Here is a 12,382-nt window from a genome sequence, read left to right as displayed (position 1 = left end):
GCATTATTAGGGTCTAGGTTTTCACTAACTTCACTTGGGTTCACTTCTTCAACTGCTTGCTCGATATCCGTTTTATTATTATCGTTACTCATAATATATTCCTTGTGAATGGGACTAATTTAAGTTTTAACCTGACTATTTTTTAACCTAATCATTAAAATCAAGCATTAGAGCGGAGTTTGACCCTTGCAGATCGAGGGCTACTCAAACACGTTTAGGGTTATAACTTATTGGTTATGCTTATTATCATATAGGGATTAATGGTTAATAGACTACTGGTAACACGTAGCTTTGTGTTTATTTATGTTGAAAAAAAGCAACTTTGTTAACCAAAGTTGCTTTTTTTACTATTAGCCAAGTACTTATATCAAAAGACAATACTATTGCTGTTGTGCTGGGTGGGCCACGATATCTGAGACATTATTAATTTTTTGTAGCAGATAGTCTTGGGCAATAAACGGAGTTTCACCTGGTTTAGGCTGAATCCGCTGCCAACTGCCATCACCTTTTAACTCCCAAGCTTGTACATTATCCTTTAAGTAGCTAATTAAGCCATCTTGGTAAACCCGCTTAAATAACTTACGGTCTTCTACTGGGAAGGCCACCTCAACACGGTGGAACAAGTTACGACTCATCCAGTCCGCACTCCCACAGTAAAGACGCTCCTCCCCGCCATTATAGAAATAATACACTCGGGTATGCTCTAAGAAGCGGCCCACAACAGAGCGTACGGTAATGTTTTCAGACAAGCCTTTCACTTGTGGACGGATACAGCTCATAGAACGCAAAATAAGCTCAATCTTCACCCCTGCTTGTGACGCATCATATAACTTATCAATCAAATTACGCTCAGTTAAAGCGTTACATTTGACGATAATGTGGGCTTTTTTGCCGGCTTTGGCATTGGCAATCTCATCATCAATAAATGACATTAACTGAGTATGTAACGTAAAGGGTGCATGTAGCAGTTTATTAACATTGGCTGCTTTGCCCATGCCAGTAAGCTCTTGGAAAATCTTGTGCACATCTTCTGAGATATCAGGATCTGCGGTAAATAAACCGTAGTCGGTATAGGCTTTCGCATTACCTTCGTGATAGTTACCCGTCCCTAAATGAACATACCGGCGAATCTTATTGTCTTCACGGCGCACAATCAGCATCAACTTGGCATGGGTCTTATAACCGACGATACCGTAAACCACAACAGCACCTGCTTCTTGGAGCATATTGGCCACTTCAATGTTCGATGCTTCATCAAAACGGGCACGCAGCTCAATAATAGCCGTTACTTCCTTACCATTTCTGGCAGCGGCAGCTAAGGCTTTCACAATCTCTGAGTTTTTGCCTGAACGATATAAGGTCTGTTTAATGGCCAAAACTTTAGGATCATTTGCCGCCTGCCAGATCATATTGACCACAGGGTTAAATGACTCAAAGGGATGATGTACCAACACATCACCACGGCGAATAGCAGTAAACATACTCTCGCCTTTGTCAAAAGACTCTCGTCTAAAAGGCTTAGGCATGATGTGCGAAAATGGCTGAAAGCGTAACTTGGGAATATCAAAATCAAACAGTAAACGGGTTAAGTTTACTGGTCCATTAACTCGATATAACTGCTTTTCATGAAGCCCAAATTCATTAAGCAAATAATCACTGATTTGTTTAGGACAATTGGTAGTCACTTCTAGGCGAACCTTGTCCCCAAAACGGCGGTTGTCTAACTCCCCTTCTAACGCTTTAGCGATGTCTTCTACATCATCAGACAGCTTAAGATCAGCATTTCGAGTGAGGCGGAACTGGTTACATCCGGTGACGCTCATGCCTGGGAATAATTTACCCACATGCTCATGAATCACCGCCGATAGCATAATGTGGTGCTCTTTGCCACCGGTTAACTCATCAGGTAAACGAATAACGCGTGGTAGGCTGCGAGGTGCGGGAACGACGGCTAGATTAATATCACGACCAAAGGCATCTTTGCCCTCTAGGCTCACCATAAAGTTTAGGCTTTTGTTCACTAGGCGCGGGAATGGGTGTGCCGGATCAATGCTAATCGGGGTTAATACCGGCATCACCTGCTCAATAAAATACTCTTTCATCCACTGCGCTTGCTTTGGGGTTAGCTCGTCGCGCTTCAAATAGCGGATATCTTCTTCCGCCAAGGCAGGCAAGATCTCTTCATTTAAAATACGATATTGCTCTTCAATGGCTTCATGAGCCACATCTGATATTTCTTGCAGCACTTCACTGGGACGCATCTTATCTGGCTTGTGCGAGATATTGCCGTGATTAAGTTGCTGCATAAGCCCTGCAACTCGAATTTCAAAAAACTCATCCATGTTCGAGGAGAAAATAATCAAGAAGAACAAACGCTCTAACAAAGGATGACTGGGATTGGTCGCTTGAGCTAGGACTCTTAAATGAAACTGGAGCCAAGAAAGCTCACGGTTGATATAGCTGTTTGGTGAGTAAGTGCCATCTTCATAACGTTCCCAGTCCAAGGTAGTTAACTCAACCACTGAGTTACTTACTGCTTTATCAGCACCCGTCTGTTGTGACTTGTCTTTTGTCTCATTCTGCTTATTGGCTGTAGTAGTGGTCATAATGCAACTCGCCTCCTTTGTTTATCTCTGTGATATCTGTGGATGATAGGTAATCATTTTTTGCGTAGTAATTTAGCTCAAAAAAAGACTTTGTTTTATACTTTACTACGCAAATCTGACAAAGGCATTAAGGCAATACCGCCTGATGCATACGGCGCATAATAATTCGCTGCTTATTTCGCAGTCGCTTATTACTCATGTTTTTTTCGTAATATTTAGGATTGGTTAGCATACTAATTAGTAAGGCCGATTCATCTCGATTAAGCTTGCTAGCAGGCTTATTGAAATAATATTTAGCAGCCTCTTCGATGCCATAGATACCATTGCCAAACTCAGCCACGTTCAGATAAGCGGTCAAGATACGCTTCTTGTCCCACATCCCTTCAATCATCACTGTGATACTGGCTTCAAGTCCTTTACGAACGTAGGAGCGATGTGAGGTCAAAAATAGGTTTTTTGCCAACTGCTGGGTAATGGTCGACCCACCAGCCGCAACCGTTCCCGCACTTTCATTCTTTTTCATCGCCGCTTCAATACCGTCCATATCAAAGCCATGATGACTCACAAAACGGGAGTCTTCACTAACAATCGCTGCCTGCTTAGCAGACTTAGCAATGTTGTCATACTCAACCCAAGTTTGGGTCACATCACCCCCACCCAAACGGTGGGCCACCATGAACATGCTGTTGTTAATAGGCTGGGTCTTCCATACCATCAACAGACCAGCGACAGCGATATAGAAAGCCACCGCCAACATCATTAGTGCCCAAAAGATACGCTTAAGAATAGTAAAAACTGCCGTCATAATTTTTTGACTCGGCTAACGGTTAAAATTAAAACAATGATAAACTAAGTTAACGCTGACTGGTAGCGGTCTTTTCTGAAGCTATCTATTAAGCGCTTAATCAACTTAAGTGATATAAAGCAAAGACCACCAAACAGTGAAAACTAATTAAAAGAGCCGCATAGGATAACATTTTGACTGATATTACCACTACCCGTCAGCTAATTATGCAACAAGCTCAGCTGAAGCTGGACTCTGATAATGCTGAAAAAACTTGGTTTTTATTAGGCACGGTAGGCTGCCACTTGTGTGATGAAGCTGAAAATACGCTTAGGCTATTTTCTAGTGTAACGGCAACGGCTATTGAAAAAGTTGATATTGCTGACTTTGACGAAGACTTTATGATGCAGTTTGCCACTATTATTCCGGTTGTACTGACCCCGACACAACAAATAAATCACCCTTTTTCTGTTGTTGATCTCATGGCGTGGCAGTGATAATTTTTATTAGCCTTAGGACATCGCTCGATGCCCTCATCAGATGAGTGTATTACCATGAAAGATTTATCAAAAATCACTGAAATTGAAGACTTGCGCAGAATAGCTGAGCGTAAAGTGCCTCGTATGTTCTATGATTATGTTGACTCTGGGTCATGGACGCAGACCACTTACCGCAATAATGAAACCGACTTTGATCGTATTAAACTGCGTCAACGGGTTTTGGTGGATATGGACAACCGTAGCCTTGCCACCACCATGATCGGTGAAGAAGTCAAAATGCCGATTGCCATTGCCCCTACTGGTTTTACCGGCATGATGTGGGCCAATGGTGAAATGCATGCTGCCAAAGCCGCCAAGGACTTTGGTGTCCCATTTTCACTATCGACCATGAGTATCAACTCTATTGAAGATGTGGCTGAATACACCAATCACCCCTTCTGGTTTCAGCTGTACGTTATGCGCGATAAAGATTTCATGGCCAATCTAATTCGCCGTGCTAAAGAGGCCAACTGCTCTGCTCTAATTTTAACCGCAGATTTACAAGTGCTAGGTCAGCGTCATAAAGACATCAAAAACGGTCTGTCAGCGCCACCTAAGCCAACACTGGCTAATATCCTAAACCTAATGACCAAGCCTGAATGGTGCTTTAATATGCTGGGCGCCAAACGTCGTACCTTTGGCAATATTGTCGGTCATGCTAAAGGTGTCGGCGATTTATCTTCTCTGTCATCGTGGACAGCGGAACAGTTTGACCCCAGCCTAAGCTGGGATGATGTGGCCCGTATTAAAGATATGTGGGGCGGCAAACTTATCATCAAAGGCATCATGGAACCAGAAGATGCGATATTGGCTGCCCGCAGTGGTGCGGATGCCATGGTAATCTCTAACCATGGGGGTCGTCAGCTTGATGGGGCGCCCTCCTCTATTGCCTGTCTATCTGATATTGTTCAAGCGGTACAAGCTGAAAAAAGCGATATTGAAATCTGGTTAGACAGCGGTATCCGCTCAGGACAAGATGTGCTTAAAGCCATTGCCTTAGGCGCGAAGGGCACAATGATTGGCCGCTCATTCTTATATGGATTGGGCGCTTATGGGGAAGATGGTGTGCGCCGTGCTTTAGAGATCCTTTATAATGAGTGCGACATCACCATGGCCTTCTGTGGTCATACCAATATTAATAATGTCACCGATGACATCTTAGTCAAAGGGACTTATGAATATCTAAAAACTTCTATTCCGCAAGTAGCCCCTATCCGTTGGGGTTAGCCGAGGTGCCTTAGGATAAACCCTTCCTAAGGCAAATCTTATTATGACTGACACGTTTGCTAACTAACTAATATAGGTATTTTCGAACTTCTTTATCAAAGCACTTTTTAAGGGTTTGATATAACAGCGTGATGGGCATACTGTGCCTTTAGCTATGCTAAAATAGCCGCACCTTATATTATAAAAAGATATTATGCCTATCTCTACTTTATTCAGCCGTGCCCCGGTCACCGTCTTATTATTATTAAGCTTTGTGGGGTTATTTGTGTTTCAAATAGCCTCAGGGGTAGATATTAACGAGCCCAGCTTAGAGTCACTCCTAAAGTGGGGAGCCAACGCACTGCCTTATAGCATAGGCTATGAGCCATGGCGTTTGGTTAGCAGTGGCTTCTTACACATAGGCTTAATGCATTTATTATTCAACTGTTTTGCGATGTATTACTTCGGTCAAGTGGCCGAGGTGACCTTTGGCTCCGTGAAGTTCCTGCTGTTATTTTTGCTCTCGGTTGTGGGCGGAAATCTATTGAACAACTATGTCACTTGGTGGCAAATTTTCCACAATGACGGAGCCCCAGGTATTTCAGCGGGTGCCTCTGGTGGCATTATGGGCATCGGCATGGCCCTGCTAATGGTTGAGTTATTAAAGAAAACCCTACTCAACTTCCCCGCAAAAGGCGGCAATCCTCAACTAAAAAGCTTGGCCATTATCATGGGTATCAACTTAATGTACGGCTTTGCTGTCCCAGGTATCGACAATGCAGGACATATTGGTGGGGCACTAACCGGTGCTGTTCTAGCTGTTGGTATTATGCTGGGCTATCGGTATTCTACACACAATAATAAACTTTCTTTTAAAGCCTTACCTTGGTTAATTTTTGCTATTATTGCGCTTATATTTTATAAGTTATGGCTAGACTTACATCTACAGATAGGGCTATAGTTAATTGAATTTAACACTTCCTTTTTCGCTACAGCCCCTAATCAAAATAAGAGTATCCCAATGAAAATCTTGACCAGCAAACTTCTGAACACAGCGGCTCTTACCCTATCTTTTGGGGTACTTACGCTAGCCTCAGCTCAAGCTGAAACGGCTCCCACAGTATCGACCAGCGAAAATGAAAAGCTGGGTGTACAGTTAGGGGTTAACCTTAGATGGAACAACAGCGCATACGATTTGGATGACAATGACGTCTCTGTATTACCTAGCATATTTTTTGATAATGGCAAATATTATGCCCGTGGTAATCAGATAGGAACCTATCTAGTAAATGATGGCAGTAATGAAGTTTTGGCATTTGTACAACCAGGCGGTCCAAGCTTTGACCCTGATGATGCTAAAGGCGACTTAGCCCAGCTTGACGAAAGAAAATGGTCAGGATTAGTGGGGGCAAGCTATATGCGCACTACTCCTATCGGTGGCTTTAAAGCCCAGCTCTCAACTGACGTCGCTGGACGCAGTGATGGTACCGTGGCTCGACTGAGCTATCTGGCAAAATTAACCCCAGGTAAATGGACCATCTATCCTAGTGCTGGACTTGAATGGGTAGACAGTAATTATAACGAGTATTACTACGGTATCAGTCAAAAAGAAGCCGACAAAACCAGTTTAGACCGCTATAAACCAGACTCAAGTATCAGTCCTTATATCAGTGTCAACGGCACTTATGCCATTAATAAAGACTGGGACTTATTCTTAGGTCAATCTGTTAACTTTTTAGCCGATGAGCAGCGTGATAGCCCAATGGTAGATAGTCGGGTTGATTACAAAACTACCCTTGGCGTTCTATACCAATTCTAATGTTTTCGCAGGTATATTTGCAGGTATAATCGCTGCACGTACTTAATATATCAGCTGACTCACTGGCTATAGTGATGCCTATTTCTTGTACTATTTTTAACATTTTGGCTTAAATTAAGAGGAACTTACGTGCAACAAACTCAACAAACTATCAGTAGCGCTCCTGATAAGTCTTTTGAAGACTTTGATGAGGGCATGAAGTTTAGCATCTCAGAGGTTTGGTCGTATGTCACTACCAAAGTAAAGTCGGCTTACGGTAAGGCGGCCAACTCTATCGATGATGAGTTCTCATTGCCGGTTAGCCAAGAGCAAGTAAATGGCGCTCTAAAAAAGTTTGTCACAGACAATGTGGCAGCCATTTTAGAGCTTAGGGTTGAGCTTCACGAGGACTGGTTTAGACTGTTTTGTACCATTGATATCAAGGGTATTTACGTTGAAGTCGCCAGTAATTTTGAGTTGGTACATGTTCAAATCGATCGTGATGTACAGCGTTTTGTATTTGGCCAGTTAACCAATACCGATGTATTAAAGCTACATTGTGATTCTGTTTTTAAGCGTTATGGTATTAAGCTTTTGATTTGGTTTTACCATAGCGTTCTAAAAAAAGATCCGTTAGGTATGATTTTACATAAAATTAATATCGTCAAGCCAAAAGACAATGTGCTGTACCTAGATATTAATCGCTGGTTAAAACGCAATAAAAAAATCATTAGCATCTTACACAAGGTTCAGGTCAACTATGGTCTGACTGAAGAAGAACAGCTGATTTTAAAAACCAAAGTAAATATTCGCGATCTTCTTGCTAATTCAAATATTGAGGACATCATTACGCCAAAAGATGAGCCTGAGCTGTTAAAAGGCCCACTCAATCCTATCTCTGATGCCATAGAGCCCAGCCAAGAGCACTAAACTGACTTTATTAGTTTGACTGTGAATAAGACTTTATAAAAAAACCTCAATTTATAAATTGAGGTTTTTTTTGGTTGATTAGAGTGTTATATCACCTCTAGCAATTACGGCATCTAATCTGTAGTTTTAGTAATAGTAATACCGGTATAACCGAATAAAATAGTCAACAAGAATGACAAATAACAGAAGAAGGCATAAGGCAAATAATCGAGCACTGGTACGCCCAACGCTTGGCTAATGAACACACCACAGACACTCCAAGGCACTAGAGGATTAATGACGGTGCCTGCATCTTCTAAGGTACGTGATAGATTTTTTGGGTGTAAGTTTAATCGCTCAAAAACCGGTCTAAAGGCTGTTCCTGATAACAGCAAGCTTAAATACTGCTCACCAATTAGGATGTTAATACTTAACGCAGACATAGCCGCGGCAGCAATGGCTCGGCCCGAGCTGGTTAGGCTATCTTTGATACCAGATAAAAGTGCTGGCAAAATGCCCAATGCTGTTAATAATCCGCCCAAACTCAATGCTAAGATAACGATGGTCTGGGTAAAGAACATACTATTTACGCCACCCCGAGATAGCATACCCCCTACTTCACCAAGCTCTAAATTTTTAGCTGGATGGTAACCGCCAAAGAAGTAATCCCCTAGCTCACCAATAGTGGGTGAACTGTGTATATAAGTCACAATAAGGGCGGCAATAATGGTGCAAATGATGGTGTAGATGGCATTCACTCGCATTAAAGCCAGTGCTATTAATACCACAAAAGGCAATACTGCGTAGCTATGTACTAACCCACTTTCAATAAGCTGCGCTTGCAAAGCGGTCACTTGACTTAAGTCAGAAGCGGAAGTGTCACCCGACATAAACCAAAATAAAAGCGCAGTAATTAGCCAAGCAGGCACAGTGGTATACACCATATTACGAATATGCTCAAATAAATCGATGCCTACGACTGACGCTGCAATGGTACAGGTATCAGACAAGGGCGACATCTTATCGCCAAAAAAAGCACCGGATACTACCGCACCCGCCGCAATAGCGACATTGGCATCAAACGCATGGCTCATACCAATAAAAGCTACCCCTAAAGTGGCCACTGTGGTCAAACTACTGCCCAGTGCAATCCCAATAATCGAAGTTAAAACAAACGCTGAGATATAATAAAACTCAGGTGAAATTAGCTCAAAACCAAAGTACATCAGGGTTGGAATCGCACCTGACATCATCAATGCTGCGACCATCAATCCAATAAAGAAGAACAGATAAATAGCCCCAATACCGCGCATGATACCGGTTGCCATTTGCATCTGCATATCATCAAAAGTTAGGCCTTTAAACAGACCCACTGCTAGTAGGAAACAGAGGGCAAGTATCAGTGATAAATGAGGGACCCAACCAAAACCGATCATGGTCACGCCCATAATTAAAATTATCAGCGTGGAGAGTATAAACGCCAGTTTTGGCAAAACCTGAGTTAATATTTGTGGAGGCATAACATATCCTTATGTTGCCGTTGTCTTAGAAATCCATTTTTATTTAAAGAGAAGTGTGAGTGGTTATTTGGCAAACAGTTCATCTGTTTTTGCTGCCATAACAAAATCATTGCGATGCAGCCCTTTTATGCTATGTGACCACCAGCTGACCGTTGCCTTGCCCCACTCTACTAAAATACCGGGATGATGGCCTTCAGCCTCACTAATTTCAGCCAACTCATTGGCAAAATTCATGGCTGCCATAAAGTTTTTGAACTTATAAACACGATGTAGCTGCTTAATACCCTCGACCTCGACCAATGACCACTCAGGAATTTGAGTCATTAGTTCATTGGCTTCATCTTGAGTCACCGTTGGGGCACCGATGCGGCACGCTTCGCAGCTTGATTGAGATAAGGTTGTCATAGTAGAGTCCTTTTAATGGTTTTTAGTTGTGTTGAATTGAATTAAATTGAACTTTAAATGTGTTAAATCTTAAAATAGGGCTATGATTGGTATTTTATTGATATGAATCATGTCCACCAAGCCTCATTAGTAATGGATCCGAGTCAGCTTCAATTAATAACTAGCCACAATTAATAAGTAGGCTCAAACAAGCCCAACGACATGGCTTTTTTCACATAGCTCATCACATCACTGTTTGCAATATCAAACAAACTGTCTAAGTCATCAATCACATAATAAATAGGTTGAATATGATCAATACGATAAGGGGTTCGTAGTACATCTATCAAATCAAATTCTCGATATTCAGGTTCGCCGCTTAAGGCATAAACCGTCTCAGACGGAGAGCTCAATATACCGCCACCATAGATACGACGCTCTTCTAGATTTTGACCCACCAAACCAAACTCAATAGTGAACCAATACATACGGGCTAAAAATACTCGCTCTTCTTTACTTGCCTGAAGGCCTAATTTGCCATAAGCCTCATTAAAGGCCGCAAAGGCAGGATGCGTCAGTAGCGGACAGTGCCCGACAATCTCATGAAAGATATCAGGCTCTTGAATATAATCCATATCCTCTAAGCGGCGGATGAAGGTTGCCACAGGAAATTGCTTATTGGCCAACAGTTTAAAGAACTTACCGAAACTAATTAAAGCTGGGACAGCCGCTGTTCGCCAACCTGTTGTGCTTTGTAGCACCTCGTCAATATCACTTAACTGAGGAATATTGTTTGGGGGCAGATTAAGCTTCTCTAGCCCCTCAAGGTACTCTAGACAGGCTCGGTTAGGAATCTGCTTTTCTTGACGCGATAACAAAGCTTGCCACATCTCGTTTTCTTGCTGGCTATAATGGATAAGCCCATTGCTATCAGGACTATGAGACACATAAGGCTCTTTGGTCGGTACCGAGGATACCGAATGCTGATTGTGCATCAGGGAGGTTTGGGTAGGTGAAGCAGTGCGTTCCATGCCAGCTTTCCTTCTATTATTTATACTATTAATTGTGCAATTAGCGGTTAGTTTAGGGGTAAGTAACATCGACTCAATTAACACTTCGATAGGGGTTAGGTCGATATAGGCTAGATTGCCTCCTTTTATATAACCCATACTACCCTATCGTTTGATTTTGATGATAAGCACGCTAAGACTTACCCCTAACCTTTATTAGGCTTCAGTTCTTAAACTGCAGCCATGTCTGCATCATCATCTGAGCCCTCAACTTCAATGGCTCCACGGCGTAACTGATCACGCTCGATAGATTCAAATAATGCCTTAAAGTTACCCTCACCAAACCCTTCTTCATAATCGCCTTTACGCTGGATGAACTCGAAAAATACCGGGCTACCTAAGATGGTTTCTGAGAAGATTTGAAGCAGCAATCTTGGTTTACCACCTTCTGTGGTACCGTCTAACAAGATGCCTCGGGTTTGTAACTGTTTCACATCTTCGCCATGACCTGGAAGACGCTCACTGAGCATCTCATAATAGGTCTCATTTGGGGCAGTCATCAATGGAATGCCCGCTTCTTTGAGCCTGTCGATACTATCTAATAGGTTGTCACTTAGCAGCGCAATGTGCTGAATGCCTTCACCGTTAAAGTGCATCAAGTACTCTTCAATCTGACCGCCGCCTTGACGGGCTTCCTCATTTAGAGGAATACGAATCTTCCCATCTGGTGCGGTCATGGCCTTACTGGTTAGGCCGGTATATTCACCTTTAATATCAAAGTAACGGATTTCACGGAAGTTAAAGATACGCTCATAGAAATTGGCCCAATATGCCATACGTCCGCGATAAACGTTGTGGGTTAAGTGATCGATAAGCTTAAAACCAAAGCCTTTTGGATGCTTGTCCACTCCTGGTAAGAACTCAAAATCAATATCATAAATTGAGCTGCCTTCCTCGAAGCGGTCAATCAAATAGATTAAAGAGCCGCCAATGCCTTTGATGGCTGGTAATTTTAATTCCATAACCCCGGTGGGAACTTCAACAGGCTGAGCGCCCATCTCAATCGCACGTTTGTACGCTTTGCGAGAATCAGCTACACGAAAGCCCATACTACATGCACCAGGACCATGCTCTTCTACAAAGTAGCTGGCGTGACTGTGAGGCTCTCGGTTTAAAATAAGATTGATATCCCCTTGACGATATAAGGCAACATCTTTTGATCGGTGGTTGGCGACGTGGGTAAAGCCGAGTTTTTGAAACAACTCTTCTACCAGTTTTGGCTCGGGCGATGCAAATTCGACAAAATCGAAACCACATAAGCCCATTGGATTGTCAATTGACTTCCTCCCCTCGCTAAACCGAGGGGATTCCTACAGCTAGACGGTCAAGCCCGACCGCAAGGATATTCTTAGCAGCATTGATATCTCTATCATGCCATGTGCCACACTCAGCACAAGTCCATCCTCTTATTCGCAAACCTGCTCTACCTTTTGGACTACTGTCACTTATTTTGTGGCAGCACGAGCAGGTCTGGGTAGTGTAACTCTCATTTACGATCTCAAACTGACAACCTGCATGCTTGCATTTGTATTCCAGTTGTCGTTTAAGTTCAAACCATCCTGCATC

12 protein-coding genes are annotated in these 12,382 nt (G+C 42.7%); 5 read left to right on the top strand and 7 right to left on the bottom strand.

What is annotated here, in order from left to right; translation table 11 throughout:
* Nucleotides 1-380: 380 nt before the first annotated feature.
* Nucleotides 381-2,606, bottom strand: a complete 2,226-nt coding sequence (gene ppk1 / locus A1019T_RS04465) for a polyphosphate kinase 1 (protein ID WP_095532563.1) — start codon at nucleotides 2,604-2,606, stop codon at nucleotides 381-383.
* 127 nt (nucleotides 2,607-2,733) lie between these two features.
* Nucleotides 2,734-3,411: a monofunctional biosynthetic peptidoglycan transglycosylase gene (mtgA, locus tag A1019T_RS04460; protein WP_077450598.1), complete on the bottom strand. Its 678-nt coding sequence runs from the start codon at nucleotides 3,409-3,411 to the stop codon at nucleotides 2,734-2,736.
* Between the two features lie 173 nt (nucleotides 3,412-3,584).
* On the opposite strand from mtgA, the gene A1019T_RS04455 reads away from it, so the two are divergent.
* The 5 genes from A1019T_RS04455 to A1019T_RS04435 all read left to right on the top strand — a co-directional run bounded on the left by A1019T_RS04455 (nucleotide 3,585) and on the right by A1019T_RS04435 (nucleotide 7,863).
* Complete coding sequence (locus A1019T_RS04455; RefSeq protein ID WP_077450597.1) at nucleotides 3,585-3,887, top strand: glutaredoxin family protein; 303 nt, start codon at nucleotides 3,585-3,587, stop codon at nucleotides 3,885-3,887.
* Between the two features lie 57 nt (nucleotides 3,888-3,944).
* Nucleotides 3,945-5,156 carry an alpha-hydroxy acid oxidase gene (locus tag A1019T_RS04450; protein WP_077450599.1) on the top strand — a complete coding sequence of 404 codons (1,212 nt, stop codon included), beginning with the start codon at nucleotides 3,945-3,947 and terminating at the stop codon, nucleotides 5,154-5,156.
* A 193-nt stretch (nucleotides 5,157-5,349) separates the two neighbouring features.
* On the top strand, nucleotides 5,350-6,096 hold the full coding sequence (locus A1019T_RS04445; RefSeq protein WP_077450596.1) for a rhomboid family intramembrane serine protease: 747 nt from the start codon (nucleotides 5,350-5,352) through the stop codon (nucleotides 6,094-6,096).
* Between the two features lie 60 nt (nucleotides 6,097-6,156).
* The gene (locus tag A1019T_RS04440; protein ID WP_077450595.1) at nucleotides 6,157-6,954 is read left to right on the top strand and encodes a MipA/OmpV family protein; all 798 of its coding nucleotides are present in this window, start codon (nucleotides 6,157-6,159) and stop codon (nucleotides 6,952-6,954) included.
* 129 nt (nucleotides 6,955-7,083) lie between these two features.
* Nucleotides 7,084-7,863 (top strand): hypothetical protein, encoded by a 780-nt coding sequence (locus A1019T_RS04435; RefSeq protein WP_077450594.1) that lies wholly within the window; start codon nucleotides 7,084-7,086, stop codon nucleotides 7,861-7,863.
* Nucleotides 7,864-7,976: 113 nt separating this feature from the next.
* Here A1019T_RS04435 and nhaC read toward each other — a convergent pair whose 3' ends face one another.
* The 5 genes from nhaC to A1019T_RS04410 form a co-directional block, all read right to left on the bottom strand.
* A complete protein-coding gene (gene nhaC, locus A1019T_RS04430) occupies nucleotides 7,977-9,362 on the bottom strand; it encodes a Na+/H+ antiporter NhaC (protein WP_077450593.1) in 1,386 nt (461 codons plus the stop codon).
* 63 nt (nucleotides 9,363-9,425) lie between these two features.
* Entirely contained in the window at nucleotides 9,426-9,767 is a 342-nt protein-coding gene (locus tag A1019T_RS04425; RefSeq protein ID WP_077450592.1) for a 4a-hydroxytetrahydrobiopterin dehydratase, read from the bottom strand.
* 170 nt (nucleotides 9,768-9,937) lie between these two features.
* Nucleotides 9,938-10,777 (bottom strand): phenylalanine 4-monooxygenase, encoded by an 840-nt coding sequence (phhA, locus tag A1019T_RS04420; RefSeq protein ID WP_077450591.1) that lies wholly within the window; start codon nucleotides 10,775-10,777, stop codon nucleotides 9,938-9,940.
* A gap of 209 nt (nucleotides 10,778-10,986) precedes the next feature.
* Nucleotides 10,987-12,081: a 4-hydroxyphenylpyruvate dioxygenase gene (gene hppD / locus A1019T_RS04415; RefSeq protein ID WP_077450590.1), complete on the bottom strand. Its 1,095-nt coding sequence runs from the start codon at nucleotides 12,079-12,081 to the stop codon at nucleotides 10,987-10,989.
* A gap of 28 nt (nucleotides 12,082-12,109) precedes the next feature.
* A partial coding sequence (locus A1019T_RS04410; protein ID WP_143514078.1) for an RNA-guided endonuclease InsQ/TnpB family protein occupies nucleotides 12,110-12,382 on the bottom strand: 273 nt, incomplete at its 5' end.

This window comes from Psychrobacter piechaudii (assembly GCF_900162825.1).
Taxonomy (GTDB): domain Bacteria; phylum Pseudomonadota; class Gammaproteobacteria; order Pseudomonadales; family Moraxellaceae; genus Psychrobacter; species Psychrobacter piechaudii.
The sequence above is the reverse complement of the archived record's forward strand: the minus strand, read 5'-3'. Positions and strand labels throughout refer to the sequence as shown.

Excerpts from the sequence above, each read along its gene's own strand:
- A1019T_RS04450 (WP_077450599.1), top strand. The coding sequence starts at position 3,945 with ATGAAAGATTTATCAAAAATCACTGAAATTGAAGACTTGCGCAGAATA.
- A1019T_RS04425 (WP_077450592.1), bottom strand. The coding sequence starts at position 9,767 with ATGACAACCTTATCTCAATCAAGCTGCGAAGCGTGCCGCATCGGTGCC.
- hppD (WP_077450590.1), bottom strand. The coding sequence starts at position 12,081 with ATGGGCTTATGTGGTTTCGATTTTGTCGAATTTGCATCGCCCGAGCCA.
- mtgA (WP_077450598.1), bottom strand. The coding sequence starts at position 3,411 with ATGACGGCAGTTTTTACTATTCTTAAGCGTATCTTTTGGGCACTAATG.
- A1019T_RS04440 (WP_077450595.1), top strand. The coding sequence starts at position 6,157 with ATGAAAATCTTGACCAGCAAACTTCTGAACACAGCGGCTCTTACCCTA.
- A1019T_RS04445 (WP_077450596.1), top strand. The coding sequence starts at position 5,350 with ATGCCTATCTCTACTTTATTCAGCCGTGCCCCGGTCACCGTCTTATTA.
- ppk1 (WP_095532563.1), bottom strand. The coding sequence starts at position 2,606 with ATGACCACTACTACAGCCAATAAGCAGAATGAGACAAAAGACAAGTCA.
- phhA (WP_077450591.1), bottom strand. The coding sequence starts at position 10,777 with ATGGAACGCACTGCTTCACCTACCCAAACCTCCCTGATGCACAATCAG.
- nhaC (WP_077450593.1), bottom strand. The coding sequence starts at position 9,362 with ATGCCTCCACAAATATTAACTCAGGTTTTGCCAAAACTGGCGTTTATA.